The sequence below is a fragment of the Roseateles sp. UC29_93 genome, assembly GCF_042695725.1.
GTDB classification, from domain to species: domain Bacteria; phylum Pseudomonadota; class Gammaproteobacteria; order Burkholderiales; family Burkholderiaceae_C; genus Roseateles; species Roseateles noduli_A.
Window position 1 is genome coordinate 4,504,840 of record NZ_CP170545.1, and the last position, 25,525, is coordinate 4,530,364.

Annotated in this window: 23 protein-coding genes and 1 pseudogene; 15 read left to right on the forward strand and 9 right to left on the reverse strand. The window is 67.8% G+C overall.

The features are described from left to right. Positions 1 to 185: 185 nt before the first annotated feature. Positions 186 to 1,205 carry a LacI family DNA-binding transcriptional regulator gene (locus ACFJIX_RS21085; RefSeq protein WP_377154553.1) on the forward strand — a complete coding sequence of 340 codons (1,020 nt, stop codon included), beginning with the start codon at positions 186 to 188 and terminating at the stop codon, positions 1,203 to 1,205. A gap of 69 nt (positions 1,206 to 1,274) precedes the next feature. On the opposite strand, the gene ACFJIX_RS21090 is transcribed toward ACFJIX_RS21085, so the two are convergent. Next, positions 1,275 to 1,916, reverse strand: coding sequence for a nitroreductase family protein (locus tag ACFJIX_RS21090; RefSeq protein ID WP_377154555.1), 642 nt, complete (start codon positions 1,914 to 1,916; stop codon positions 1,275 to 1,277). A 346-nt stretch (positions 1,917 to 2,262) separates the two neighbouring features. Here ACFJIX_RS21090 and ACFJIX_RS21095 point away from each other — a divergent pair, with 346 nt between their 5' ends. Further along, positions 2,263 to 3,810 (forward strand): methyl-accepting chemotaxis protein, encoded by a 1,548-nt coding sequence (locus tag ACFJIX_RS21095; RefSeq protein ID WP_377154557.1) that lies wholly within the window; start codon positions 2,263 to 2,265, stop codon positions 3,808 to 3,810. Between the two features lie 242 nt (positions 3,811 to 4,052). On the opposite strand, the gene ACFJIX_RS21100 is transcribed toward ACFJIX_RS21095, so the two are convergent. The 3 genes from ACFJIX_RS21100 to ACFJIX_RS21110 form a co-directional block, all read right to left on the reverse strand. Next, positions 4,053 to 4,619 (reverse strand): hypothetical protein, encoded by a 567-nt coding sequence (locus ACFJIX_RS21100; RefSeq protein WP_377154559.1) that lies wholly within the window; start codon positions 4,617 to 4,619, stop codon positions 4,053 to 4,055. A gap of 387 nt (positions 4,620 to 5,006) precedes the next feature. Continuing rightward, the gene (locus tag ACFJIX_RS21105; protein WP_377154561.1) at positions 5,007 to 5,387 is read right to left on the reverse strand and encodes a hypothetical protein; all 381 of its coding nucleotides are present in this window, start codon (positions 5,385 to 5,387) and stop codon (positions 5,007 to 5,009) included. Positions 5,388 to 5,463: 76 nt separating this feature from the next. Beyond that, positions 5,464 to 5,841, reverse strand: coding sequence for a hypothetical protein (locus tag ACFJIX_RS21110; protein WP_377154563.1), 378 nt, complete (start codon positions 5,839 to 5,841; stop codon positions 5,464 to 5,466). Positions 5,842 to 6,293: 452 nt separating this feature from the next. Here ACFJIX_RS21110 and ACFJIX_RS21115 point away from each other — a divergent pair, with 452 nt between their 5' ends. From ACFJIX_RS21115 to ACFJIX_RS21145, 7 genes are all read left to right on the forward strand, one after another. Further along, positions 6,294 to 6,761, forward strand: a complete 468-nt coding sequence (locus tag ACFJIX_RS21115) for a hypothetical protein (protein WP_377154565.1) — start codon at positions 6,294 to 6,296, stop codon at positions 6,759 to 6,761. Positions 6,762 to 7,531: 770 nt separating this feature from the next. After that, positions 7,532 to 7,915 (forward strand): hypothetical protein, encoded by a 384-nt coding sequence (locus tag ACFJIX_RS21120; protein ID WP_377154567.1) that lies wholly within the window; start codon positions 7,532 to 7,534, stop codon positions 7,913 to 7,915. A 157-nt stretch (positions 7,916 to 8,072) separates the two neighbouring features. After that, on the forward strand, positions 8,073 to 8,408 hold the full coding sequence (locus tag ACFJIX_RS21125; protein ID WP_377154569.1) for a hypothetical protein: 336 nt from the start codon (positions 8,073 to 8,075) through the stop codon (positions 8,406 to 8,408). Between the two features lie 86 nt (positions 8,409 to 8,494). Continuing rightward, a complete protein-coding gene (locus ACFJIX_RS21130; RefSeq protein ID WP_377154571.1) occupies positions 8,495 to 8,929 on the forward strand; it encodes a hypothetical protein in 435 nt (144 codons plus the stop codon). A 353-nt stretch (positions 8,930 to 9,282) separates the two neighbouring features. Further along, positions 9,283 to 9,669, forward strand: coding sequence for a GIY-YIG nuclease family protein (locus ACFJIX_RS21135; protein WP_377154573.1), 387 nt, complete (start codon positions 9,283 to 9,285; stop codon positions 9,667 to 9,669). A gap of 482 nt (positions 9,670 to 10,151) precedes the next feature. Further along, positions 10,152 to 11,201 (forward strand): PEP-CTERM sorting domain-containing protein, encoded by a 1,050-nt coding sequence (locus tag ACFJIX_RS21140; RefSeq protein WP_377154575.1) that lies wholly within the window; start codon positions 10,152 to 10,154, stop codon positions 11,199 to 11,201. Between the two features lie 23 nt (positions 11,202 to 11,224). Continuing rightward, positions 11,225 to 12,025 carry a hypothetical protein gene (locus ACFJIX_RS21145; protein ID WP_377154577.1) on the forward strand — a complete coding sequence of 267 codons (801 nt, stop codon included), beginning with the start codon at positions 11,225 to 11,227 and terminating at the stop codon, positions 12,023 to 12,025. 33 nt (positions 12,026 to 12,058) lie between these two features. Here the strand turns inward: ACFJIX_RS21145 and ACFJIX_RS21150 are convergent, their stop codons facing one another. Then, positions 12,059 to 13,222: an SLC13 family permease gene (locus tag ACFJIX_RS21150; protein ID WP_377154579.1), complete on the reverse strand. Its 1,164-nt coding sequence runs from the start codon at positions 13,220 to 13,222 to the stop codon at positions 12,059 to 12,061. Positions 13,223 to 13,426: 204 nt separating this feature from the next. Then, positions 13,427 to 13,639 (reverse strand): hypothetical protein, encoded by a 213-nt coding sequence (locus ACFJIX_RS21155; RefSeq protein WP_377154581.1) that lies wholly within the window; start codon positions 13,637 to 13,639, stop codon positions 13,427 to 13,429. Between ACFJIX_RS21155 and ACFJIX_RS21160 the strand changes: the two genes are divergently transcribed. The 3 genes from ACFJIX_RS21160 (at position 13,638) to ACFJIX_RS21170 (ending at position 15,702) form a co-directional block, all read left to right on the forward strand. Then, a complete protein-coding gene (locus tag ACFJIX_RS21160; protein ID WP_377154583.1) occupies positions 13,638 to 14,234 on the forward strand; it encodes a hypothetical protein in 597 nt (198 codons plus the stop codon). The genes ACFJIX_RS21155 and ACFJIX_RS21160 overlap by 2 nt on opposite strands. A 173-nt stretch (positions 14,235 to 14,407) precedes the next feature. After that, positions 14,408 to 15,208: a DUF4198 domain-containing protein gene (locus ACFJIX_RS21165; RefSeq protein ID WP_377154585.1), complete on the forward strand. Its 801-nt coding sequence runs from the start codon at positions 14,408 to 14,410 to the stop codon at positions 15,206 to 15,208. Then, complete coding sequence (locus tag ACFJIX_RS21170) at positions 15,205 to 15,702, forward strand: hypothetical protein (protein ID WP_377154587.1); 498 nt, start codon at positions 15,205 to 15,207, stop codon at positions 15,700 to 15,702. Before ACFJIX_RS21165 ends, ACFJIX_RS21170 begins: the two co-directional genes overlap by 4 nt. A 67-nt stretch (positions 15,703 to 15,769) precedes the next feature. Here the strand turns inward: ACFJIX_RS21170 and eutC are convergent, their stop codons facing one another. Together eutC and ACFJIX_RS21180 are read right to left on the reverse strand one after the other, a co-directional pair. Then, on the reverse strand, positions 15,770 to 16,588 hold the full coding sequence (gene eutC / locus ACFJIX_RS21175; protein ID WP_377154589.1) for an ethanolamine ammonia-lyase subunit EutC: 819 nt from the start codon (positions 16,586 to 16,588) through the stop codon (positions 15,770 to 15,772). Between the two features lie 8 nt (positions 16,589 to 16,596). Next, positions 16,597 to 18,017 (reverse strand): annotated as a pseudogene (locus ACFJIX_RS21180) (ethanolamine ammonia-lyase subunit EutB). Between the two features lie 262 nt (positions 18,018 to 18,279). On the opposite strand from ACFJIX_RS21180, the gene ACFJIX_RS21185 reads away from it, so the two are divergent. Then, the gene (locus ACFJIX_RS21185) at positions 18,280 to 20,541 is read left to right on the forward strand and encodes a M6 family metalloprotease domain-containing protein (RefSeq protein WP_377154591.1); all 2,262 of its coding nucleotides are present in this window, start codon (positions 18,280 to 18,282) and stop codon (positions 20,539 to 20,541) included. Here the strand turns inward: ACFJIX_RS21185 and ACFJIX_RS21190 are convergent. Further along, positions 20,510 to 21,676 (reverse strand): pirin family protein, encoded by a 1,167-nt coding sequence (locus tag ACFJIX_RS21190; RefSeq protein ID WP_377154593.1) that lies wholly within the window; start codon positions 21,674 to 21,676, stop codon positions 20,510 to 20,512. The two genes, ACFJIX_RS21185 and ACFJIX_RS21190, sit on opposite strands and share 32 nt — an antisense overlap. 280 nt (positions 21,677 to 21,956) lie before the next feature. Here ACFJIX_RS21190 and ACFJIX_RS21195 point away from each other — a divergent pair, with 280 nt between their 5' ends. Both ACFJIX_RS21195 and ACFJIX_RS21200 read left to right on the forward strand, forming a co-directional pair. Then, positions 21,957 to 23,900: a diguanylate cyclase domain-containing protein gene (locus ACFJIX_RS21195; RefSeq protein ID WP_377154595.1), complete on the forward strand. Its 1,944-nt coding sequence runs from the start codon at positions 21,957 to 21,959 to the stop codon at positions 23,898 to 23,900. Positions 23,901 to 24,088: 188 nt separating this feature from the next. Next, positions 24,089 to 25,525, forward strand: a complete 1,437-nt coding sequence (locus ACFJIX_RS21200; RefSeq protein ID WP_377161877.1) for an ATPase domain-containing protein — start codon at positions 24,089 to 24,091, stop codon at positions 25,523 to 25,525.

Consider the following 25,525-nt stretch of genomic DNA (forward strand, 5'->3'; position numbering starts at 1 on the left):
AGAAGCGATTGAGATGGCCAACAAGCTGTTAGCGCTAACATGGTTCGCATCATCCGAATCGGCGCCAAGGCGCGTCAAAGACCAAAAGATGATTTCCTTAAACGGTTTCCGTTCTGGCCACGGCGTCGTGGCGGGTGCTTCTTCGGCGCGCGCGTCCCACGCAGACGCAGGCGGCGGAGGCACCGATGCGTAAGCGCAAGACCACGCAGCGGACCACGCTGATGGATGTGGCGGCGGCGGCGGGGGTGTCCGCGATCACGGTGTCGCGCTTCTTCAACGAACCGCATCGCGTCGGCGCGGAGGCGGCCGCGCGCGTGAAGGCCGCCGTCGACGCGCTGGACTACGTGCCCAACCTGGCCGCCGGCGGACTGGCGTCGGCGCAGAGCCGCGTCGTGGCGATGGTGGTGCCCAACATCTCCGGGCCGATCTTTGCCCACACGCTGGAGGCGCTCTCGGACGGGCTGGCGGCGGCGGGGTATCAACTGCTGCTCGCGTCGAGCTACTTCTCGAAGGAGAACGAGGAACGCGCGGTGCGCGCCTTCCTCGGCTGGCGGCCGGCCGCGCTGGTGCTCACGAGCCGGCACCACAGCGCCGCGACCGAGCGCTTGATCGAGGCGACGCAGGTCCCCGTCATCGAAACCTGGGAGCTGACGCCGCGCCGGCCGACGCTGCAGATCGGGTTTTCGCACCGGCAGGTCGGGCGCGATGCCGCAGCGCATCTGTGGGCGCGCGGGTATCGCAAGCTGGCGTTCGTGCACAACAGCGCGGCGGGCGACCTCAGCGCGCAGGAGCGGCACGAAGGCTTTGCCGAAGCGCTGCGTGAGCTCGGCCATCGCGGCGAGCCGGTGGCCCTCCGCCCGGTTGCGCCCGCGCCGATGGAGGCGGGCGCCGAGGCGCTGCGCGCGCTGCTGGCGCGCAAGCGGCAGCGGCCGGATGCGGTGTTCTTCGCCAACGACAACCTGGCCTGCGGCGCGCTGCTGGCGGCGCAGCGCGAAGGCTGGTCGGTGCCGGGCGACGTGGCGGTCTTCGGCTTCGGCGACTACGCGTTCGCCGACAAGCTGCTGCCCAGCCTGAGCACGATCCGCCCGCCGGCTCGCGAGATCGGCGAGCACGCAGCGGCGCATGTGCTCAAGCTGGTGGCGGGCGAACAGCCGGAGCGCCTCACGGCGCTCCAGTGCGAAGTCATCGCGCGCGAGAGCGCGTGAACGCGGTGTCCTGCGAGGGAACGGGCAAGGGCAAGGGCAAGGGCGCCTCGGTGGTGCCTCAGCCGCGCTTCACTCGAAAGGAAAGCGGCCTTCCGCCGCGATCGCGCTGAGCGGCAGGCGCGTGTTGGGCTGCTCGCGCGCCTGCAGCGCTTCGGGCAGCACGGACTTGTCGCCGCGACGGCCCAGCGCCACGATGACCTGCGGTGCGTAGTCCTCGGGGATGTCGAGCGAGCTGCGGGCCAACGCGCGGTCGAACCCGCCGATGCTGTGCGCGTGCCAGCCCGACAGCGAGGCCTGCAGCGCGAGGTGCGACCAGGCGGCGCCGGCGTCGAAGGCGTGGGTGGCGTTGGGTTCCAGCGCGGACTTGCCCGGCGGCAGCCAGCGCTGCTGGGACACGACCAGCACCAGCGCCGACGCGCGATGCGCCCAGCTCTGATTGGTGATGCTGAGCGTCTCGAACAGCGTGGCCCAGGCCGGCGTGCCGGCCAGCGCATAGACGAAGCGCCACGGCTGCACGTTGTAGCCGGACGGCGCCCAGCGCGCGGCTTCGAGGAAGCGCAACAGCGTGGCGGTGTCCAGCGGCTCGCCGGTGAAGGCGCGCGGCGACCAGCGGTCCAGGAACAGCGGATCGATCGGATGGTCGGCCTCGCGGACGGCGGGCACGGCCGCGGGAACGGCGGTGGGCTGTGCGGTGGACAGGGCTTGGGACATGACGAGACTCCTTGGAACGGATCGCCGGACACCAACCGCCGGCGCGGGATGGCCCGGACCTTGGCATGTCGCCCGCCGGCGCGCCACGCAGAAAGACGCATAAGCAACTGCGTGACCTTCAGGGCGCCGAGGACATCCCGCGGTGGCCGGCGTTGTCGCGTCTGACCTTTCTCGTCCGTCCGCTCTCGCCCGTCCTTTCTCGAAAGAGGTAGTGATCCCGGCACTGTTCGACATGAATCAAGGAATTCGGCTCAACCTGGGCGGTCCGCGCCCAAGCGGTGCGAAGCGCCCTCAGGGACGGCCCGGACGTGCCGATCCCATGGGCACACACAACAAGGGAGTCACGATGTCTTCGGTTTTCAATCTCAGGATCGGCGCGCGTCTGGCCGTCGCGTTCGGCCTGATGGTGCTGCTCATGCTGCTGATGGCGGGCGCCTCGCACGGCGGGTTGACGTCGGTCGACGGCCGGCTGGGGCAGGTGATCGGTGACCGGTACGTGAAGGTGCGCTCGGTGGGCCGCATCTTCGACGAGCTGAACCTGCAGGCCCGCAACGCGCGCAACGTGTTGCTGCTGGACACGGCGCAGGAGCGCGGGGTGGAGCTGACGTCGATCCGCGAGTCCCGCGAGCGCGCGACCAAGGTCTATGACGCGCTGACCCCCACGATCCACGACACGAAGGCCAAGGCGTTCCTCGAGGAATCGCTGACCGCGCGCAAGGCCTACGGGGAGGCGCTCGACGCCTTCTTCGCGCAGGTCGGGTCGGAGGACATGGACGGCGCGAAGCTGGTGCTGATGCAGAAACTGCGCCCGGCGCAACTGGCCTACGTGGGGTCGCTGGGCAAGCTGGTGGAGCGGCAGGAGCAGCTGATGGAGGAGTCCGGCTCGCTGGCCAAGGAGGCGGTGCGGGAGACGACGTTGGTGCTGTGGATCGCGGTGATCGTCGGCGTGGGGGCAGGTATTGCCTTCGGCGTCCTGGCGACGCGGTCGGTGACGCGGCCGCTGGCGGACGTGCGTCGCGCGATGGAGGCCGTGGCGGGCGGCGACCTGACGACGGACGTGCGCGTGACGCGCCGCGATGAACTGGGGGACCTGCAGCAGAGCCTGGCGCGCATGGTGGAAGGGCTGCGCGGGCTGGTGCGCGAGGTGCGCAGCGGCGTGGACTCGGTGACGACGGCGTCGAGCCAGATCGCGGCGGGCAACCTGGACCTGTCGAGCCGCACCGAGGAACAGGCGAGCAGCCTGCAGCAGACGGCGAGCTCGATGGAGGAGATCACCGGGACCGTGCACCAGGCGGCGGACAGCGCGCGTCAGGCGACGGCGCTGGCGGAGGAGGCGTCGGGGACGGCGCGCCGCGGTGGGGAGGTCATCGGGCGCGTGGTGGCGACGATGGATGCGATCACGGACAGCAGCCGGCGCATCGAGGACATCATCGGCGTGATCGACGGGATCGCGTTCCAGACGAACATCCTGGCGTTGAATGCCGCCGTCGAAGCGGCGAGGGCGGGCGAGCACGGCCGCGGATTCGCGGTGGTGGCTGGTGAGGTGCGTGCGCTGGCGCAGCGCAGTGCGAGTGCGGCAAGGGAGATCAAAACGTTGATCGGGACGTCAGGCGTGTCGGTGGCGTCGGGTGGCCGCGAAGTGGCTGCGGCGGGCGAAACGATGCGCGAGATCGTTGAGCAGATCCGCCGCGTGAGCGAACTCGTCAACGAGATCTCCGGCGCCGCCGGAGAGCAGAGCCGCGGGATCGAGCAGATCAATCAGGCCATCACGCAGATGGATCAGGTGACGCAGCAGAACGCGGCGTTGGTCGAAGAGAGCGCCGCTGCCGCCAACAGCCTGGAAGCGCAGGCGCAGAGGTTGGCGGAGTCGGTGGCGACGTTCAGGGTGGCGTGAAGCGGCAGAGCGCGCTGCTGCTGATGTGCTCGGCTTGCCCCCCCCATTTTTCCTAGGCGATGTAGGACTGCCAAAGGCTGGAAGCGGACGTCACCTCCGTCAGCAACTGAGCGCCAAGTCGCGACTCCGCCGCGAAGCCCGACAAACGCCCCGTCGCCGAGATAGAACTCGTCGGTGCCACGACCGCGCGCGACAACATGGTCGGCCCGTCAGGGGCACGGATCGCCTGCTTGTCGGCGCGGTCATCGCACGTAGATCGGCGTCGTCCACTTCGTGTCGAGCTTGTACTGGAGGTGCCCCGCGCCGCCGTTGGTCAGGCGTTTCATCAGCCCTTTCACACAGGACATTTCCGGGGCACTGACGGCGACCGGTTCATCATTGGCATCGACCAGCAGAGCGACACAGCTGTCGACCTCGCCGTTCACCTCGAACCGCGTGCGGTACGACGCCTGCTCCTGCGGCGTGAAGGTGAACGTGAAGCTGCACTCTCGGTTCTGCATGTAGCGCGCTTCGACGTAGCCGATGCCGATGGTCACCGGCTTGCCGGCCGGCACCTTGAAAGGCTCCAGCGCGCCTCCCGAATTGGCGATCCGACGTGCCACCAGCACGCCGTCCTGCTCGGACTTGCACGAGGCGTCCTCGAAGCTGGACACCCGCCAGGCCTGGAGATTGGTGCTCGTCGACGCCGCCCGCACATCGACGGCCAGCGTCGCCGCCGGGCCGGACGTCACCAGCGCCTGCGGTCCGCCGCAGCCCGTCACCCCCGCCGCGGCCAGGGCCCACGCCCTCACACACCAAGACTTCGCCATGCGATTCCTCCCTCTGGTCGATTGTTGTCCGCCCCATCCCGCTCAGGAGCGGTGGCGATTGTGTCGCGCGGCGAGATAGGCGCGCCAGTCCCGGGCCCCGCTCATTCGAGCGTCCGCGGGCGCCCGTCTGTCCGCAGCGGCGAGTGGTCGGCGCCAATGCCCGTGGGGGCGCGTCATTCCTCGCCAAGGTCTGCGACGTCGTCGATGCACCTGGATGCATCAATGACCGCTGGCGCTGCGCTGCGGACTCCGGGTTGAGGCTGGAAACGGCCATTGAGTAGGCGGAACACTACGCCCCTCCGAGGGACTTTCCTAGCGTCAATTCCGCCCACGCTTGCTCGACAGCGTCGCCTTATCCGCCTGCTAAGCGCTCGCCTCTGGCATCCGCTACGGCGCTAGATCCGATGGGCACCCTGAGGCAGATGTAATCAGCACATCTCCCTCAAAATAGGCACGAGGGTCCACGTCGACCAGTTCGATGAATGATGAAGGTTTCTTATGCTGGACGACCAAGCAGTCGTAGTCTTCGCGGCTAAGGATGGCCGACCTCTGCGGATTTACCCAAAGGTGCTCGTAGCGAGCTTCAATGGTGTCATAGAGATACGCTTCATATTCATGGCTGCCGAGCGGATGCGGATTGGCATCGAAAGGGCGCCCCGTTTCGCGTAGGTACGTAACCTTTCCGGCCTGAAAATCGAGGTCGACAATCCGCCCGCTGGTGGCCATGTCGCTACCCGCGATGATGTAGGTCCAAGAGCGCCAGTCCATCCATGTTGTCATCCGTTGTCCCCCAAGGTCCGGTTGCCGGTCAGTATGGCCGAAAGGTTTCGATTTCTGCGACTGGCTAGGAACCTACGTTTGTGGGGGCCAGCACCAGCCCCTCCTTGCCTCGAAAAATAACGCCCAGAGTCCCCGCGATGGCGTCGAAGCTGTCCGATTCGGGATGGAACGCAATCGTGTACTCCAGGTGCCCGTCGAGCGACCGAGCCGCCGAGCTATCCACGCGCACGCAAAGGCGGGTGGGCTTGAGACTGGCGCTCAGGACTTCACACTCGTGCGTAAGTTGGTCGGACACCATCAACTGCATGTTGTCGGCCTCGACTGCCCGAGACAGCGAGAACCAGTACGCGTCCTCAGCATCTCGAACCCAGATGTGCGCCATGCCTTCGTACTCTTCGTCCTCGATGCGTGCGAACACGACGCCAGTCACAAGCTTTGCCATTCAAACTCCAGTGCGTGGGGTCGAGAAGCCTAACGCGACCTGTCGCCCCGATGTCTGCTTCCGCTGCAGAGCAGACCGTGGTTGCGCACGCTGCCGAACGCGGCGAGCAACTGGTCTGAGATGCGCAGGCAGCACCCATCCAAACCGGCGACCCTGGGCACGATCAGCAACATAGTCACGACCAGCAGCGCCGGTCACCACAGCATGGAGCGGTCACGACCAGCGCATATGGTCAAGGTTGGCCGGCGCGGTGGTCACGGGGTACCAGCACGAGCAGCGAGTCCGCCACCGGTTTCGTATACAGGGGCAGCCCATCTCGCGGTGTCGCCGTTGCGAGCAAGCCATCTCTTGCGACTGGCTCGATGTGGACATCTGTCATTGCGGACAACGCCCGCTGCCGAACGTCCCGCTGTTCCTCATAGACTGCGACATCTCCCACGGAACACGTCACCATGCGAAGGAAACCGAAACCGCTTTATCCCACCCGGCTTGCGCGCACGATTGATGCGTCGGAGATCCCGGGCTTCGAACCATGGAGCGATCGGGGAGGCGACTACCAGGCGGGACGGCCTTATGGCGAACTCACTCGTGAAGGCCGAGTGCGCTTCCTCGTCATGTCGCTTCACATGCAGATGCGTTGGCGAGGAGAGGACGGACAAGATGAGCTGCAAGTCTTCGGACCGGCCGGACATGTGCAGGCCCGCTCCAGCTATCCGGACGTGGATGAGCTACTTCCGACCGTGCTGACGGCGTTGGCCTATTTCTGGAACATCCAGCCCGCCGTATTTGTCGGGCTTGTCAATGACATCTTTGGCGCAGACTTCGGTGTTGACCCAACGGTTCCGCAGGACTGCTATCGACGTGCGGGAATGCTTCCAGGTACCCCACTCGCCGACCATTGGCTGCGAACCAGGTCGTAACGGCTTCTTGTCGACGTTGGAATCGGTCGGAGGCCACGGCTGATTCTGTGGGCCGCCTCATACCCGTTGCGGAAGACTGAGTGGAGGGCAGCTGAGGGTCGAGGGTGGCTGTTCGCTACCGAAGGCAGCGGTCATTCGAGCGACGCTAGCGCGCCTCGGAACTCGCCATGTCGGCTGCAAATCCATCAGCGGCCATTGAGATCGCGCGATCCGCGCCGGTCCGATGTCTGCTGAGCACCATTGACTGTGCGCGGAAGTCGCGTCGTCCATCGGCCGCAACCGCTGCGATCCGGCCAAGGCATCAGGCTGGAAGCGGTCAACCCAGTTAGGCGCGAATCAACCATCGTGAAAGCCGATCCACGAGCCGACCAACGTTGATTGCCGAAGAGTACGGGTAAGTCTGGCGTGGGGCGTTCTTCACCAGCCCCGGTGCTGACTGACAAGCCCTGACCCTCAAGGGGGATGCCATCCCCCTCACTCCCTCTAAGGAACGAACCGCCCGAAGTCTTTGATATAGATCAGAGAACGAAGCCGCGATCGGACGGAGCATGGACCCCGGTGATTCAACCCACCACAACTTCGGCGCCAGTGGCAAGACTGACGTTCGAGCCCTTGATCATTCGTTCATGGGCGAGATGGGCCTATCCGCGAGGACGGCCTCACGTGGTTGTCGTGGTTGAACATCTCGCCCACCTCTCCGGTCGATCCGAAGGCATGTCGCCTTCAACGTCGGAGCCGGTGGTGTCCAACATTGACCGGGGTACGACGACATGGGAAGTTTCCAACAAGCACGCATCGACGAGTCCGACAAGCCGCTGCGCTCGCGCCATCCGTTGGCGGGCTGCGATCAGCAGACGCTGATCCACCTGCAGCACGACTGGGGCATGACCGAGCCGCAAATCTTCGGACCGCGACTCGGCTCCGATGCGATCTGCCTGCGCGCGGATCTGACGATGGGCTCGGCACTGGCCAATCTGCGCGCACTGCTGGTGAGCGGCGCGTCGATGCTGGCCATGCTCTCCGACAACTGCGCGGAGAGTGATCCGGCCAAGCATGTGGCCAACGCGGTCAAGGAGTCGCTGCGCGAAGGGCTGGGGATGCTCGGCGTGGTGGAACGCGCGGTGGATGATGATCGGAGGAAGGTGGTTGCTTGAGCGAGCGAGGCGATGGCGATCGAAGATCGCCTCGCATCGGACCTCAGTCTGGAGTCTATGCCTCGGATCGTCATGACCATACTTCGCGCAGAATGGTGACCCGTCCATTGAAGGTCTTCCATGCCAGAGCTCGCTTGGACCAGTTGATTTTCTGGAGGTGCTTGACGTCGTGCCGATTGAAGGGGAGTACGGCACGTCCTACCTCTACCTATTCACGCGGGATGCGATCACGGTCGAGCTCGGCGTCTATCCGCTTGCAGGAGACGTGTCTCTCAGGATCGTCCACGGCCAGCAGGATGAGCCGGTGCTCAATCTCCAACTGCTCGGGTGCCCAGCCGCACGCGTCATACGGGACAAGCAAGGTACCTGCATTGAGTTCGCGGCAGCCAATGTCTTCACTGGCCGCTTTGACGAGACGACAGCCGCGCCCTATGGATTTCGACTCCGAATTAGGCCATTGCTCCAGGTCGAACCGTACTCGTATCCCGTCTAGTCGCATCACTCCTGTCGACGCGGGTTGAGCGTCTCGGCAGTGTCTGGACCACGCCGATGAGACACCTGATCCGATCCATTGCGTCCTTGCTTATCGCAGGATGTGCCACCTACACCTTTGCGCAGTCGGCGGTTCGGCAGGACACGCAGCCAGCGCCGGCCAACGACCCCATCGACTGCCCGAAGAAGTACCAGGAGATCGGTTCGATCGCGATCAAGCTGCCCTATTGGGATTTCGACCAGACCGAGAAGGGCTGGCGCTCGCTGGGCAACTGCAATCGGGAACAGACGCAACTGCTCAAGCGGTACGTGAAGCGCCAGGAGAACGAGATGCGCGGTGTGCGCTGGCATCTCGCGCAGACACTGGCGATGGAGGGCGACGACGCCGCGGCCGCGGCCGCGGAGCAAGCCTTGTTGTCGGTCAATCCGGACGAAGCATTTCGGTCCGGTTGCACGCCATGTCGGCAACGTGTGCAGCCACGGTCCGGCATGCCGGAGCGGACGTTGGCAGGCAACACGTGAAGGACATGAATCGGCCAGTTATCGACATTGGTGAGCGGCCGGTCTGCGGCGTTCTTGCTCGACCGACGGATGACCCTCAACCTTCGATCATGCGACGGCGAAGTGACAGGTCGAGACTGATTCCAGATACCCGGCTTAGACGACCTGGACGAGCGCCGCTACAGCTACCTGACAATCAGGGTCAATGCGTCTTACCGACGGCTGGTGGTGTCAGTACTCGGACGAAGACCAGCAATGATTCGTGGAATCTGAAGATGATGCAAATAGAAGGTTCAGCGTATCAGCTCCCGCCGCGTGGCTCTTGGCTTTACGTGATGGCAAGCAGCAGAGACTATGGGAGAGCGAAGATCGGAATGACGACGCAGAGCAACCCGATGAGACGGTTTGCAACCCTGCGTTGCGGCGACCCATTCTTGTTTCTCCGAGTCGCCTTTTACCTGCCGCATGACTGTCCGGTAGATGCCGGGGCGCTCGAGAGACGTCTACACGTTGCATTCGGGCCAGCCCGAATACAGTTCTTCAGCGGGGGATGGTCTGAGTGGTTCTACATTGAACATGACAGGGCCGAATTTGAGTGCCAAAGATTCATCGAGAACTTCTTTGAAGATCCGGAGTGCGTTCGTCCTTTCTCCGGCATCGCCTACCACCAAGGGTCGCAGATCCTTAAAGCCTATGACGAGGATTTGATTTCGTTGTTCGGCCCGCCGCCTGTGCTGCACGAAGACGGACTTCCGTACTAGAAAGCGCCATTGCTACATTTCACGCGAAGGCCAGATCATCGATGCCACCCGTTCGGCAAGGCCGCTGCTCAAGCTGAGCGCTTAACGACTGCTACCGGGCCCCGATTTGCACGGGCGGTAGGACCGAAACGGGTCGATCGCCGATGCTCATCAGCGCTCAGCGAAAGACCGAACCCAGCCTACAGCGCGCCTTGGACACGGTTTGGTGCCTGTGTCCGCGGTGCCGCACTGCCTGTGTAGCAGCAACCGAGTCGGGTGTTCAGAAGCCCCCGGAATTCGCAGCAAACAGTGCTTCGACACCGCATCGGTTTCATACCGGGCGCGGGCATTCTTCGGTTCGTGACGTCACCATGCGATGGATCCGGCAGAGTTGGAGATGCACCCAAAGCCCCCATCGAGTCCTGCATCCCTGGGACGCCGTCACCTCTGGCGACAGGGCGGTGCTAGCCTGCGCAAGCCCTCAGGACGTCAGGAGTGCTGCCATGCGCATCGCGACACGTGTCTCTCGAGCCTTCACGCTTCGCAGGTCCTTGGTCACCGTGCCGGGTCTGCTCGCGATGATCCTGGTCGCCACCGGGTCCGGAGCGACGGCCGCCACCTACAGTGGGGAGGCGCGCAGCGAAGCCCGGACGCTGAATCTCATCGCGCCGGTCGACGCCCGATCGGTGGTGGACAACGTGCCCACCGGCACCTTGACCTCCGCGGAGATCGCGGAATATCGGCCGAATTTCAATGGCGCGGAGAGCAGCAGCAGTGCCGGCGGCGGTGCGCTCGCGGGGCTGGTGTTCCTGTCCGCCAACGCCACGACGCGCACCATCGGGCATGACGACTCGGCGTCCATCGCCTCATCGAGCGCGTCGGCCCGGTTGACCGACAGTTTCATCATCCATTGCGGCGGCTGCGCGGACGGCACGGTCGGCACGATGCTGTTCCAGGTGGTGACTGCGGCCAAGCTCTCTTCGACCTCCTTTGCCGGCGGCATCATCGGCACACCGCCTTTCGGCCTCGCGCGCAGCGAGATGACATGGAACACCTCGCTGCAGGTGAACAGCACCGGACTCGACGCGGTGACCGGTGCCTGGCCGACGACCGTCACGGCCGGGTCGGGGATCTCCCGCGTGACCGACAGTACCGGGCTCGACGACCTCACCGTGACCGGCCTGCACGGCGCGAGGCATACCTTCGCGTTGACCTTTGCCTTCGGGCGGCCGATCGAGCTCGATTTCGCCGCCGCGATGCAAGCCAATGGATCCGCCATCCCGACGGGGCTCGAGTCGCAATACGCCTATGGCAACTGGGGGATGGGGGAGGCGTTCACCGCGTGGGGCGGCATCCTGTCGGTGCGGGACTCGTCCGGGCAACTGGTGAGCGGGTTCTCGGCGCTGACCTCGCAGGGGATCAGCTACGCACAGTCATTCTCCGACGTGGTCCCCGAGCCCGCCACCTGGGCGCTGATGGGGCTGGGAGCCCTGGTGTTGCCGCTGCTGGCGCGCCGGGCAAGACGCATTGACTCGATTCCACCGGTTGAATGAATGCGGGCTCCCCAGGATCCCGCATGAGGGATCCAGCCCTGGATGAGTTGCTGCGATCCATTGGGAGGGAGGAGAGCAAAGCCGCAATCTTCTGCTTCGCCGCGCGATCGGACTTCGCGGATACTGCCCGCGCAGCCGTTGCACGCTCCTTCATGACCCTTCGCCGCATCCGCTTCGCCGCTCTTTCTGTCCTCCTGGTCGTGGTCATCCTGGCCGCGGGCGCCGCGCTGGTCTACATGTCGCAGCGCATGGCCGCTGATGGGAGCTTCAGGACCCGATCGACGCTGATCACGGCAACGGATCGTCCGGTGTACTTCTGGACGGTGGTCGCGATCCCCTGGCTCGCGGGCGTCGTCTTTCTCGCAAGCGCTCCACTGGTGGCATGGCGCGCATGGAAGGCCACCCCGGAAGAGCAGGACAAGTTGGAGCGCCAGAATCCGCGCATCTATGGTCAGACTCGCCGCTCGTTGACCATTGCCTTCTGGGTCCTGGTCGCAATGATCTGCACGATCCCCGCGTGGGCGGTGACCTGGCCACCGTCCGATGCTCAGCGTCCGTCCGCGCCCCTCGTTCTGCGGCTGCCTCCGCATGCGGCGCGCGATGCGGCTCCGGCCGCGCAGCTTCCGACGGCAAAGCCTGTCGCAGGCACCGGCCAGTCCATGCGCGTGCAGCCGATCAGGACCCTCTTCGAATGGGGCGTCGAAGGAAGCCGCGAGGCGCTCATCGCTTGTCAGCGGGGCGCCTATCCAGGCGCGGCGGTCGCGGCGTACCAGACCTGGACGCCGAAGAGCAACGCCCAGCCGGATCACTGCGACAGGTTCTGAAGCCTCCTCGTCGGCTGAACCGGCGGCCATCGCTCAGAGCGTCAGCCACCCCACCAGCACCGCGCACACCACCAGGAAGGGGAGGCTGATGCGATGGAACTCCGCCAGCCCGCCCGGCACGCGCGCCAGGCGCAGGGCGATGAGGTTGGCCATCGATCCCAGCACGAAGCCGAAGCCCCCGACGTTCACGCCGATGGCCAGCACGGCCGGTTGCGGCAGGTGGTCCGCCAGCAGCAAGGTGGCCGGCACATTGCTGATCACCTGCGAGCTCACGATCGCCGCCAGATAGGCCGGCAGCGGCTGGTCCAGCGGCAGCCGCGCCAGCAGGCCGGCCACCTGGGGCAGGGTGACGAGCTGGTGCAGGTCCACGAACATCAGGGCGAAGGTGGCGAGCAGGGCCCAGTCCAGCCGCTTCAGCACTTCCCGGTACCAGAGCGCGTAGACCGCCACCACCACCGCCAGCGCGGGCACCCACTGGTGCAGCTCCAGCGACAGCACGAAGCCCACGAACAGCACGACGGACAGCGTCAGCAGCCGGGGCTGGGTGGCCGTCTTGTGCCGCGCGGGCGCGATCGTGATCGGCGTGCCCGGCATCGTGAGGAGGATGGTCGCCGTCAGCAGGACCAGCATCACGCCCACCGACGGTCCCATCATCGCGATGAAGCCGCCGAAGGACTCGCCGGAGCGATGCCAGAGGTAGAGGTTCTGCGGGTTGCCGATCGGCGTCAGCGACGAGCCGGCGTTCACCGCCAGCGCCTCCAGCGCGACCAGTCGCGCCAGGGGCAGCTTGGCCTGCGCGGCCAGCTCGCGGGTCAGCGGCACCAGCAGGAACAGGCTCACGTCGTTGGTGACCAGCGCGGCGAGCACTGCGGCGACCGCGCACATCACCAGCGCCAATTGCCGCGCCGTGCCGGTGCGGGCCAGCAGCGCGCGGGCGGCTCCCTGCAGCACACCGCTGCGTTCGACGCCTTGCGTGATGGCCAGCAGGCCGGTCAACGCCCCCAGGGTCTGCCAGTCGATCAGGCGCAACCAGTCGCCCGGCGAGATCGGCCGCAGCAAGGCGAAGGCGACAGCCACCAGGGCCAGGAAACCCAGCAGACGGTTGCCGCCCGGGCCGGCATCGTGATCGCCGGGCGGGAGGTCCGGTGCAGGGTCCGACGGATCGGGGCTGGGGCGTGAGGAGAGGGGGGCGCTCATGAAACGATGGGGGGCGAGGGCTCGACGCCGGGGGGAGTGGCAGGATGACGCGCAGTACCGGCTTCCGGCATGCGTGTCGCGAAGAGGGGCAGCGCGGCACAAGCGATCAACGCCAGCACGCTGAAGGCCCACGCCGGTGCCCGTGACGGCCAGCGCCAGACGGAGGCCAGTACGGCCTGGAGTGAACGGCGCGCCCGGCGGCGACTAGCCGTCGCCCAGGTTGACCAGGCGTTGAATCTCCTTGCGGCGCGCGCCGATGGCCGAGTCGATCCGGGGCAGCCACGCCGCGAGCGGACTGTCCTTGGCCGCCGCGAAATGCACGTCTTGCGCCGACAGCGGCTGTCGTCCGACCTGCAGCGTCTGCAGATTCCCCACCCGCCGCGCGCAGCCGGGCATGGACGCTGTCGGCGGAGCCATGAAAACTGGTCACGAGCAGCACGTCGCAGTGTCCGGCCTCGAGCGTGCGAAGCCGACGCGACAGGTCACCCGCCACCGGTCGCACGTCCAGGCCATCCGCGGCGGGATTGGCCAGCGCGTTGCCGTAGGTTGCCATGCGGGACATGCAGACCACCCGACCGCGCAGGTCGTCGACATGGCGGACATCGAGCTGGCGGTCCCGCCGGCTGACGGTCCAGATCGCGCCGCGGAAGAGGGGCACCGAGAAGCTCAGCCGCTCGCTGCGCTCTTCGGTCGGGCTGACGCCGAAACCGATGGTCTCGCCCCGTTCGACCAGCCGGAGCAGGCGGGAGAAGGGCACGGCGCTCCGCTCCCAGCGCAGCTTGGCGGCCTGTTCGACGACCGTCAGGATCGGGGTCAGGAAGGTGGCATCGACGGCCTCGGACAGGGCCAGCGGGACGACCGGGGGCACGCGCCCGGACTGCGCGACGGCCGGCGTCGCGGCGACGAGCGCGGCGCCAAGGAAGCTCCGGCGCTTCAGGGGCTGGCCTGCCGTCAAGGCCAGGTCGGCGAGGTGTTGCATGCGTTGATTCCTCTGTCCCTTGAACGGGTCTGAGGAACATTGTCGGGCAGTCATGCGACAGCAGGATGCTTCCTCCGCCTCGGTCCGGACGCAACACCTGGCACCAGGCCCCGAACGACACCTGTTCCGCGATTGATGACAACGATTCTCAATTGAGATCAATTCTCATCTATAGTGCCGACCGACTCAACCCGGCACGAATCGCGATGTCCCTCTTCACGCTCGACAAGATCGGCCCCTGGCTGACCCCGCTGCTGCTCTGCGCGGGCGCCCAGGCCCATTCGCCCTATCTCAAGCCCAATACCTTCAGCGCCGAGGAGCAGCGCAAGCAGGTGACCGTGGAAGCCTCGTTCGCCGAAGGCGACCTGCGGCCCGACGTGGCGATGAAGTCCGACGCCTTCCACGTGATCGGGCCCGACGGCAGGAAGCTGGCGCTGACGCCGGCGGCCGCGCTGAAGGAGGCGACCTATCTCGAGGTGCCGCTCGGCGCCGGCAACGGCACCTATCTCGTGTCGTCGGGGGTGCGCAAGGGCCGGCTGGCCAAGGGCGTGCTGCGCGACGGCAAGGTGCATTTCGCCGAACGCGCGGAAGACACGCAACCGGACGACAAGCCGATCGAGGTGCAGAGCATCACCCGCGCCGACGTCTACGTCAGCCGCGGCCGTCCGAGCGCGGCGGATTTCGACACCGACGGCGTCGGCATCTATCCGGTGACCCAGCCCTATGACCTCTATGCCGGAGCCCCCGTCATCGTGCGCGTGCGCGACAGCCGCCAGCCCCTGGCCGGCGAGACCGTGACCGTCATCGCCGACGGCCAGAACTACGTCAGCCACAAGCAGGCGGAGCAGGACTTCACCACCAATGCCGCCGGCGAAGTGAGCTTCAAGCCGAAGACCGCGGGTCTCTACCTGCTCCAGGTGCGCGTGCGCCGCGCCTCGGCGGACAACCCCGCGCTGTGGATCAGCACCACGGCCACCCTGACCATCGAAGTGCAGCCCCAGCCATGAAGACCTCCCTCCCACGTCACCTGTTCGTCGCCCTGCTGGGACTGGCCGCGCTGCCTGCGCTGGCCGCGTCGCATTCCTCGACCACGTTCATCGCCGAGCAGGACCTCAACGGCGACGGCAAGGTGCTGCCGGCCGAATTCAAGCTGGGCCGCGAGGTCGAGTTCGTGCGCATCGACTTCAACGCCGACGGCCAATTGAGCGAGGCCGAATACCTCGGTGAATTCGAGGGCCGGCTGATGCAGCGCATCGGCAAGATCGCCGACCCGGAGAAGCGCCGCGAGGAACTGCAGCGCCAGATGCGTCAGGCGAAGGTCCGTTTCGGTGTGCTCGACACCGACAAGAACGGCAGCATCAGCCTGGAGGAGTTCCAGGCCGCCGGCCTGCGCATGTTCACCCTGCACGATCGCAACAAGGACGGCGCGGTGGACGAGGCAGACCTGAAGATCGCCGAGGACGAGAAGAAGGCGGGCAAGGAGAGCTTCGTTTCGCCGTGAGGTGTATGGCTCCCTCTTCCGCTTGCGGGAGAGGGCGGGGGGTGAGGGCCAGCGGCCGAGGCAGTCATCAGCGCCCATCCAGCCGGAACGACGCCCTCGTCTCAACCGCCGGCGCCGCGTCGCCGCTCTCATCCTTCAAGGCAACACCTGTCACCTGACGGGATCGCGCCTCGTTGAGCAACCACGCGAGGCGCGCCGCCGCCGCCTCGGGCGCCAGACCTTCCGGCCTCACGTTCGAGATGCAATTGCGCTCCGCGTCCACGCGGCCGGGCCGAGGCGCCCAGGTGACGTACACGCCCATGCTGTCGGGCGAACTCAGACCCGGGCGCTCGCCGATCAGCACGACGGCGAGCTTCGCCCCCAGCGCGTGACCGATCGGATCGCCGATCGCGACGCGCGCCTGGCGAGCGATGGCCACGGGCGCCCAGCGCCAGTCGTTCGCCAGCAGCGGCCTGAGCGCCGAGATGAAGGCGAGGGCATGACGCTCGATCGCCAACGCGGACAGGCCGTCCGCCACGATCAGCGCCAGGTCTGGCGGACCTTCCACCTCACACCCGGCCAGCAGCGCGGTCGACCTGTCGTCGAGCCGACGACCGAGATCCGGCCGCTGCAGGTACATGGCCCGATCGGTGGCGGCGCTGTGCAGATCGAGTGTCGCGAGCCCCGCCGCGCTCAACGAGGCGGCGAGCGCCTCGTGATCCAACTCGCGATGCACCGCGTCCCGCGCCTGCGCATGGGCGAGCTGGAACGCCAGGTGCGCCGCCGTGGGCTGACTGACGCCCGCGCGGCCCAGGCCGATGCGCGCCGGCGTGTGCCGGCGCAGCGTGCTCCAGGGGTTGGGAATGATGCTGTCGCTCGCGGGATCGCTCATGGTGTCGTCGCTCATGGCTGTCCTCACGACGACGGCAGCAAGGCCGCGAAGGCCGGGGACATGCCGTCCACCAGATGACCCGGCGCGCCGGGGCGGGCGATGCGCATGCGCTCGAGCCAGCGCTCGAACTCCGGCGCGGGGCGCAGTCCCAGCACCCGCCGCGCATACAGCGCGTCATGGAAGGACGTGGTCTGGTAGTTGAGCATCACGTCGTCCGAGCCCGGGATGCCCATGATGAAGTTGCAGCCCGCCACGCCCAGCAGCGTGAGCAGCACGTCCATGTCGTTCTGGTCGGCCGCGGCATGGTTGGTGTAGCAGATGTCGCAGCCCATCGGCAGGCCGAGCAGCTTGGCGCAGAAGTGGTCCTCCAGTCCCGCGCGGATGATCTGCTTGCCGTCGTACAAGTACTCGGGCCCGATGAAGCCGACCACCGTGTTCACGAGCAGCGGCTCGAAGTGCCGCGCCACCGCATAGGCCCTGGCCTCGATGGTCTGCTGGTCGCAGCCGTGGTGTGCGCCGGCGGACAGCGCGCTGCCCTGGCCGGTCTCGAAGTACATGACATGCCTGCCGCGTTGTCCGTCGTCGAAGACGGCGCCCCGCGCCAGCGACAGCGCCGCCGCGCGGGCCTCGCCCAGCAGCTTCAGGTCGATGCCGAAGCTGCGGTTGGTCGCCTCCGTTCCGCCGATGGACTGGAACACCAGGTCGACCGGCGCGCCGCGCTCGATGCACTGCAGCGTGTTGGTCACGTGGGTGAGCACGCAGCTCTGGGTGGGGATCTCGAAGCGCTCGATGACCTCCGCGAGCAGGCCCAGCAGGTGCGAGACCTGGGTCACGTTGTCGGTCGCGGGATTGATGCCGATGACCGCGTCGCCGCTGCCGTACATCAGCCCGTCCAGCACGCTGGCGGCGATGCCGCTGGCATCGTCGGTCGGGTGGTTGGGCTGCAGCCGCGTGGACAGCCGGCCCGGCAGGCCCAGCGTGTTGCGGAAACGCGTGACGACCTCGCACTTCCTCGCCACCAGGATCAGGTCCTGGTTCCGCATGATCTTGCTCACCGCGGCCACGATCTCGGCGTGAGCCCCGGAGCCAGGCGTGTCAGGGCGGCGGTGTCGGCCGCGTCCGAGAGCAGCCACTCGCGCAGCCCGCCGACCGTCAGGTGGCCGACCTGCAGGAAGGCCGCGGCGTCGTGCGTGTCGACGATGAGGCGGGTGACCTCGTCGTCCTCGTAGGGGACCAGCGCCTCGTTGAGGAAGGTTTTCAGCGGCAGATCGGCCAGGGCCATCTGCGCGGCGACGCGCTCCTGCTCGGAGCCGGCGCCGACGCCCGCGAGCCGGTCGCCCGAACGCTCCGGCGTGGCCTTGGCCATCAGCTCGCGCAGGCTGTCGAAACGGTAGCTGACGGCACCGACACTCTCGCCGTAGGCCGAGGCCCTGGAAACGTTCATCGCTGGCTCCTTGCGCGCCAGCTTAACCGCCGCCCGGGACGCCCGTCCGCCTCCCCGCCCGGAACGCCACGGCGGTGCCCGGACTCATCAACACGGATGATGCGACGGCTCGATGCATTGCCTACGCTGATTCTTTCGGTGCAGCCCGCAGGCCGCGGTGATCGCCGGGGGATCGATCCCTGATCGCTCCCCTCGCGATCTCCGCCTGATCTCCCTCGGATCGCTGCCTCATCCCCCTGCGCGCACCGAGGGAGTCATCGCCATGTCCGTCCGATTCCAGGATCGTCCCTTCACGCTGACCCAGCCCGACGGCAGCACGCTGGCCGTGCGCGGCAGCGGCAACCAGTTCCGCGCCACCTTCGAGACCCTCGACGGCCGGCCGGTGGTGCTGAACCCGCAGACCGGCTGGTACGGGCCGGTCGCGACACCGCCGCCGGGACTGGTGGCGGCGCTGGCCGCTGCTCCGGGCGGGACCGGCAGCGCCGGACTCGTGCAGGTGTCGCCGTTGCAGCGTGAAGCCGCCGGCAGTCCGCTGGCCCGCCGCTGCGATCAGCGCCGCGCGGAACGCCAGCAGGAGCTGCGCTCGCTGCGCAATCTGGGCTCGTCGGGCGGGCCGCTGCTGGCCCCGCCGCAGCGCCAGACGGTGGGCGACTTCGTCGGCCTGTGCCTGCTGATCGACTTCGTCGACGAGCCGGCGACCATCCCCCGCGACGAGGTCGATCGCTTCTGCAACCAGGTCGGCTACAACGGCTTCGGCAACCAGGGCTCGGTGCGCGATTTCTTCCTCGACAACTCCGCGGGGCGCTGCAAGTACAGCAACGTGGTGGCGCCGTACTACCGCGCCAAGCATCCGCGCACCTACTACACCGACGAGTCGATCCAGATGCCGATCCGGGCCTGGGAACTGATCGGCGAGGCGCTGGCGCACCACAAGGCCACGGGCTTCGACTTCACCCCGCTCACCGCCGATGCGCAGGGCTTCGTCTACGCGATGAACGTGTTCTATGCCGGCGAGGTGCGCAACAACTGGGCCCGCGGGCTGTGGCCGCATGCGCACCGGTTGCAGGCGACGGTGCCGCTGGCGCCGGGCAGGGGCGCGCTGGACTACCAGTTCACCGCCATGACCAGCGAACTGACGCTGGGCACCTTCTGCCACGAGAACGGCCACATGCTGTGCGACTACCCCGATCTCTACGACGACGAGGAGGACGCGCAGTCCAGCGGCGTGGGCATGTACTGCCTGATGTGCGCCGGCAACTTCGACGAGAAGAATCCCATCGCCATCAGCGCCTACCTCAAGCGCCTGTCGGGCTGGGCGAACCAGGTGATCCCGCTGGAACACGACCGGATCGTCGAGCTCAAGGCGGGCAGCAACGACATGGCCATCCACAGCCGCGGCGGGCGCGAGTACTTCCTCGTCGAGAACCGCCAGCGCAGCGGGCGCGACGGCTCGCTGCGCGACAGCGGCCTCGCCATCTGGCACGTGGACGAGACCGGCGACAACAGCCGGGAACAGATGACACCCGCCAGCCATTACGAGCTGTCGCTCGAACAGGCCGACGGGCTCTTCCAGCTCGAACGCGGGCGCAACCAGATGGGCGACGCCGGCGACCTGTACAAGGGACCCGCCGCGCGTTTCGCCGACGACACCACGCCCTCCAGCCGCTGGTGGAACGGCACGGCCTCCAACCTGACCATCGACCAGATCTCCGCCTCCGGGGCGACGATGAGCTTTCGCAGCCGCTTCGGCGCCGGCACGCCGCCGGCCGCGGTGCGGCACGTCGCGCAGCCCGACCTCGCCATTCCCGACAACGACGCGGCCGGCATCCGCAGCACGATCCAGGTGCCGGAGGACGTGACGCTGGCGTCCATCAAGATCGGGCTGACCATCGCCCACCCCTATGTGGGCGACCTTCGCGTCTCGCTCGCGACGCCCTGGGGCGCCGTGGTCGAGCTGCATCCGAAGGGGCAGGGCGGCAACGCGAAGAACCTCGACCTGACCTACGACGAGTCCACGCTGCCTGCGTTGGCCACGCTGCGGGGACGCAGCAGCCGCGGCGCCTGGACGCTGACCGTGCAGGACCTCGCGCCGCAGGACCGCGGCCGTCTGCAGCGCTGGGGGCTGGACCTCGCCGCCGCGGCCGCGCTGCCCGACGTCGTGGTGCTGAAGGAATCCCCCGGGACCGCGATCCCGGACGGCAAGGCCGCCGGCATCGAGCGCACGCTGAGCAATCCCCGAGCCTTCGTGCTCGCGAGCGTGGAGGTGTCCGTGGAGATCTCGCACAGCTGGGTCGGCGACCTGGAAGTCAGCCTCGTGTCGCCGGCCGGCACCCAGGTGCCGCTGCATGCGCGCGCCGGCGGGTCCTCGCACGATCTCGCCGTGACCTACACGTCGGCGACCACGCCGGCGCTGGCGGCCCTCGCCGGGCAGCCCGCGGCCGGTGCCTGGAAGCTGCGTGTGGCCGACCGCGAGGCGCAGGACGTCGGCAAGCTCAACGGCTGGCGTCTGACCTTGAAGGCCTGAGGGGGAGCGTGTCGGCCCGCGCCTGCGCGGGCGGCCGCTCCGTGCGGCCGTCCGCGTGCCGGGCGAAGCGGTCGTCGCCGTCCCCGCCTTCTTCCTTGCCGTCCCCGTGGACCGGCGCGGCGTCGGGCCAGGGCCAGCCGCCGAACTCGGTGCGCCGGTAGTCCTCGAAGGCCTGGCGCAGCTCCTGCTCGGTGTTCATGACGAAGGGACCGTACTGCGCTACCGGCTCCCCGATGGGGCGGCCTTGCAGCATCAGCAGCTCGCCCGGTTCATCGCCGTTGGTCAGCACGACCCTGGCGCCCGCGCGCACTTCGATGCCGGAACCGACGGGCACGACCTGACCCTCGATGGTCATCCGGCTGCCGGCGAAGAAGTACAGCTTGCGCCGCGTGCCATCGCCCAGCGCCGCGGGCAGGGTCCATGTCGCACCGGCTTCCAGGCGCAGCGTCCACATCGCCAGGTCCGAATGCAGGCGAGAGCCCCACGAGTCCGGCGGCGGCGCGAGCGGCCTGGCCGCGCCGGCATGGCCGTCGCCATCGACGGCGGCCGGCAGGCCGCCCGCGATCACCACGACCTCGGTCGCGCGTCCCGCTTCGTCGACGAAGGTGTGCCGCGGGATGTCCTGCGACCAGAACATCGTGAAGTGCGGCTCGACCATCTTGCTGTCCGCCGGCAGGTTGAGCCAGATCTGGAACAGCTCCAGCGGGTTGGGCCGGTCGGTGTGCAGCAGCGGGAACATCTCCGCGTGGACGATGCCCTTGCCGGCCGTCAACCACTGGACGTCCCCGCCGCCGAAGCGCGCGCCGGCCCCCAGCGAGTCGGCATGGTCGATGCGGCCCTTGCGGACGATGGTCACCGTCTCGAAGCCACGGTGCGGGTGCGCCGGGAAGCCGGGCACCTGCTGGCCGTGGTACATGCTCCAGCCGTCCTGGCGTGAGAAGTCCGAGCCCATCTTCCGGCCCGCCAGCAGCGACGCGTCCGGTCCGTGGCGGCCGTTGCCGCGCGGATAGGCGTCGTCATGGTGGACGCAGAACAGGAACGGATCGATCGTCTCCCAGGGCATCCCGAGCGGCTGGATGGAGAGGATGGCGGAGGAGGGCGCGTCGGTGGCGGTGATGGCGGTCGTTGCTGTCATGGCTGTTACGGCGTTCTGGTGTTGGCGTTCTGGCGCTTAGGCGCCTAGGCGCCTAGGCGATTACCCGGATATCCCTCCACCCTAACCCGAACCGGCCGTCCGCGCTCGAGGCGAGGCATTCCTGACGATCTGCCGGGGCAGGCGGGCCTCGTCAGTCGTCGCCCTACACGAGCTTCATCCAGTCCCGGATGGTGCGTCCCAGGGGGCCCGCGTACAACGTCCACCATGGACCAAGGGCGTGAATTCCCCGCCGATGGCTCCGCTCGAAGGAGGCCTTGCCGTGCAGCAACAACGAACGAAAGCGACGACGTCACTGACCCGCCTGCGCCGCTGGCTGGCCGCGGGCAATGTGGCGCTGGGACTGATGCTCTGCGTGGCGGCCGGTCTGAGCCTGCACAACGCCCGCGAGGGCGATGAAGGCGCGGCGCAGCTGACCGCCGAGAATCTGGCCACGAGCATGGGCAGCGAAGTGGCCGCGGAGCTGCGCCTCATCGACAACGCCTTGGCCACGGTGGCCGAGCGGTATGCCAAGACGCCCCGCGCGGCGGACCGGGCGGACGTCCTGGCGGCAATGGTGGCCGAGCAACGGCAGCTGCTCCAGCACGTGAGCGCGATTCGCGTGGTCGATGCGACCGGTGCGGTGGTCGCCGACGAGGGCGCGGGCACAGGCACGGCGGCCATCCACCTGGGCGACCGGCCGTACTTCGAGCGCGCGCGGGCGCGCGACGCCACCGTGGTGTCCGAGCCGCTGAAGAGCCGCACGGCGGGCGTGTGGTGCATCGTGCTCGCACGGCGCCTGATCAACGGCGACGGCGGCTTCGACGGCGTCGTGCTGACGGAGGTGACCTCGGACCACTTCGCGCAACGCTTTGCCGGCATGGAACTCGGACGGTCCGGCGCCATGGCGATGCGCATGAACGACAACTTCCTCCTGGTGGCCCGGCATTCCGCGTCCGAACCCCGATCCCTCAAGGGCCTGGGCGAAGCGAACGTCTCCAAGGCCCTGCGCGAGAACATGCAGCGCGACGCGAGCCACGGCTGGTACGTGACCCCGACGGCCCTGGACAAGGTCGAACGCATCACCGCCTACCACCGCGTGCCGGGCTACCCGTTCACGATCTACGCCGGCCTGAGCACCGAGGAGTATCTCGGGGCCTGGTACCGCCAGGCCGCCGAACTGTCGGGGCTGGTGGCGCTGATGATCGCCTTGGTCGGCGGCGTCTCCGTGCTGCTCTATCGCGGGCACAAGCGCGAGAGCGAAGGCCGCATGGACGCGGACCGCACCGCGCGCGAGCAGTCGCTGATGCTGGAGAACGACCTGGTGGGCATGGTGCGCCTGCGGTCGCGCGTGATCCTCTGGGACAACCGCGCCCTGGCGCGCATCCTCGGTTACGACGCCGGCGAACTGCGCGGCATGTCGATGCGCGACCTCTACCTGGACCAGGCCACCTTCGACCACATCGGCCGGGCCGGCTACGGCGCCCTGCATGCCGGCGAACGCTTCCGCACCCAGGTGCAGATGCGCAGGAAGGACGGCTCCGCGCTGTGGATCGATCTCAGCGGCATGCTCGTCTCCGAGGACGAAAGCCTGTGGATGCTGGTGGACATCGACGCGCTCAAGCAGAGCGAGGAGAAGGCCTACGGCATGGCCTTCCGGGATGCCTTGACCGGCCTGCCCAACCGTCGCCTGTTCGAGGAAAAGCTCGCCGACGCCCAGGCGACCGCGCTGCGGGCGGACACGGGCCTCGCGGTCTGCTACCTGGACCTGGACGGCTTCAAGCCCGTCAACGACCGCCATGGGCACGAGGCCGGCGACGAGGTGCTCAAGGAGGTCGGCGCGCGGCTGCAGCAGACCTTGCGCGCCAACGACATCGTGGCCCGCCTGGGCGGCGACGAGTTCGCGATCGTGCTGACCGCCAACAGCGAGGTGGGCGGGGCCCGCGCCGTCCTGCAGCGCTGCCTGGCGGAGATCGAGCGGCCGATCGAGGTCGCGGGCGGCCACCGCGTGACCGTGAGCGCGAGCATCGGCATCGTCCTGGCCCGCGGGGCCTGCGAGACGGCGGCGATCCTGCGCGGCGCCGACGAGGCCATGTACGCGGCCAAGCGGGCCGGCAAGGGGCGCATCCAGATCGGATCGACCTTCTCGTCGGCCGACGCGAGCACCTTGACGCCCCGCTCGACCGTGCCTGCCGCGCTGGTCGAGCGGCCGTTTCGCGTGGCCTGAGGGGTGAGGTGCCCGGCGCTGGCGCCGGGCGGGAGCGGAAATTGCCGCGGCGCGTGATCCACCCTGTCCAGGCGGCGTTCGCGCGGCTCGGGGCAGGCCTGACCGCCTCCCGTCCGCTCCTTCCGACTCATGCCCCCACCACGCTGTTCCACCGGTATTTCCGGCCTCGATGACATCCTCCAGGGGGGCTGCCCCCCGGCCACCTCTACCTCTTCGAGGGGGAACCCGGTACCGGTAAGACCACGCTCGGCATGCATTTCCTGCTCGCCGGCCTGGCCGTCGGGGAATCGGGTCTGTACGTCACGCTGTCCGAGACCGGCACCGAGCTGAAGGAGGTCGCCAAGTCCCACGGCTGGGACCTCGATCAGGCCGGCCTGGAGGTGTTCGAGCTGGTCAGCGCGGAGCAACTGGGCCCGGAGGCGGAGCAGTCCATCATCCACCCTGCCGAGCTGGAGCTGAACCAGACCGTCCAGGGCGTGATGGCCCGGATCGAGGCGACCCGTCCGAAGCGCGTGGTCTTCGACAGCCTGTCGGAGATGCGTCTGCTGGCGCAGGACCCGCTGCGGTACCGGCGCCAGGTGCTCGCGCTCAAGCACTTCTTCGCCCACCACGACTGCACGGTGCTGATGCTGGACGACCTCAGCGCCTCCACCGGCGACATGCAGCTGCGCAGCATCGCCCACGGGGTCGTGTGGCTGCAGCAGATCGTGGGCGAGTACGGCGCCGACAAACGCTTCCTGCGCGTGGCGAAGATGCGCGGCATCGGCTTTCGCAGCGGCGAGCACGACTTCACCCTCAAGACCGGCGGCCTGGAGGTGTTCCCGCGCCTGGTCGCGGCCGAGCACCACAAGACCTTCATTCCGGAGAACGTCAGCACCGGCAACGCGGCCTTCGACGCCGCGCTGGGCGGCGGGCTGGCGCGCGGCAGCAACACGCTGTTCGTCGGACCGTCCGGCGTCGGCAAGACCACCACCGCCATCGCCTGCGTCCACGCGGCGCTGCGGCGCGGCGAGCGGGCCGCCTACTACCTGTTCGACGAGGGGCTGGGCACGCTGCTGCCGCGCGCCAGGACCCTGGGTTACGACCTCCAGGCCGACATCGACGACGGGCGTTTCCTCCTCAGCGCCCTGGATCCCGCGGAAGTCACCGCGGGCGAATTCGCCGCGCGCGTCCGGCAGTCGGTCGAGCAGGACGGCGCCCGCACGGTGGTGATCGACAGCCTCAATGCCTACCTCCAGGCCATGCCCGGCGGCAAGTTCCTGATGCTGCAGATGCATGAGCTGCTGACCTACCTCAACCAGCGCGGCGTGATGACGATCCTGGTGCTGGGCCAGCACGGCATCCTGGGCCAGGGACGGATCGACATCGACCTCAGCTACCTGAGCGACGCCGTGGTGCTGTTCCGCTACTTCGAGGCGCGCGGCAACCTGCTGAAGGCGATCTCGGTGGCGAAGAGCCGCACCAGCCGCCACGCCAACACCATCCACGAGTTCCGCCTCGGCGACCAGGGCGTAGAAATCGGCGAGGCGCTGACGGACTTCGAGGGCGTGGTGTCCGGCGTCTCGCGTTATGCCGGGGACATCGCGTTGCTCGGCGATCGCGACGACGAGCGGCAGCGGCGCTGA

Bases quoted from the DNA above. Each gene is read 5' to 3' on its own strand.
- eutC (WP_377154589.1), bottom strand. From the start codon at position 16,588: ATGAGCGACGACACCATGAGCGATCCCGCGAGCGACAGCATCATTCCC.
- ACFJIX_RS21190 (WP_377154593.1), bottom strand. From the start codon at position 21,676: ATGACAGCAACGACCGCCATCACCGCCACCGACGCGCCCTCCTCCGCC.
- ACFJIX_RS21140 (WP_377154575.1), top strand. From the start codon at position 10,152: ATGCGCATCGCGACACGTGTCTCTCGAGCCTTCACGCTTCGCAGGTCC.
- ACFJIX_RS21185 (WP_377154591.1), top strand. From the start codon at position 18,280: ATGTCCGTCCGATTCCAGGATCGTCCCTTCACGCTGACCCAGCCCGAC.
- ACFJIX_RS21105 (WP_377154561.1), bottom strand. From the start codon at position 5,387: ATGGACTGGCGCTCTTGGACCTACATCATCGCGGGTAGCGACATGGCC.
- ACFJIX_RS21155 (WP_377154581.1), bottom strand. From the start codon at position 13,639: ATGGCTCCGCCGACAGCGTCCATGCCCGGCTGCGCGCGGCGGGTGGGG.
- ACFJIX_RS21165 (WP_377154585.1), top strand. From the start codon at position 14,408: ATGTCCCTCTTCACGCTCGACAAGATCGGCCCCTGGCTGACCCCGCTG.
- ACFJIX_RS21120 (WP_377154567.1), top strand. From the start codon at position 7,532: ATGGGAAGTTTCCAACAAGCACGCATCGACGAGTCCGACAAGCCGCTG.
- ACFJIX_RS21135 (WP_377154573.1), top strand. From the start codon at position 9,283: ATGACGACGCAGAGCAACCCGATGAGACGGTTTGCAACCCTGCGTTGC.
- ACFJIX_RS21085 (WP_377154553.1), top strand. From the start codon at position 186: ATGCGTAAGCGCAAGACCACGCAGCGGACCACGCTGATGGATGTGGCG.
- ACFJIX_RS21160 (WP_377154583.1), top strand. From the start codon at position 13,638: ATGAAAACTGGTCACGAGCAGCACGTCGCAGTGTCCGGCCTCGAGCGT.
- ACFJIX_RS21095 (WP_377154557.1), top strand. From the start codon at position 2,263: ATGTCTTCGGTTTTCAATCTCAGGATCGGCGCGCGTCTGGCCGTCGCG.
- ACFJIX_RS21100 (WP_377154559.1), bottom strand. From the start codon at position 4,619: ATGGCGAAGTCTTGGTGTGTGAGGGCGTGGGCCCTGGCCGCGGCGGGG.
- ACFJIX_RS21150 (WP_377154579.1), bottom strand. From the start codon at position 13,222: ATGAGCGCCCCCCTCTCCTCACGCCCCAGCCCCGATCCGTCGGACCCT.
- ACFJIX_RS21145 (WP_377154577.1), top strand. From the start codon at position 11,225: ATGAGGGATCCAGCCCTGGATGAGTTGCTGCGATCCATTGGGAGGGAG.
- ACFJIX_RS21170 (WP_377154587.1), top strand. From the start codon at position 15,205: ATGAAGACCTCCCTCCCACGTCACCTGTTCGTCGCCCTGCTGGGACTG.
- ACFJIX_RS21090 (WP_377154555.1), bottom strand. From the start codon at position 1,916: ATGTCCCAAGCCCTGTCCACCGCACAGCCCACCGCCGTTCCCGCGGCC.
- ACFJIX_RS21110 (WP_377154563.1), bottom strand. From the start codon at position 5,841: ATGGCAAAGCTTGTGACTGGCGTCGTGTTCGCACGCATCGAGGACGAA.
- ACFJIX_RS21115 (WP_377154565.1), top strand. From the start codon at position 6,294: ATGCGAAGGAAACCGAAACCGCTTTATCCCACCCGGCTTGCGCGCACG.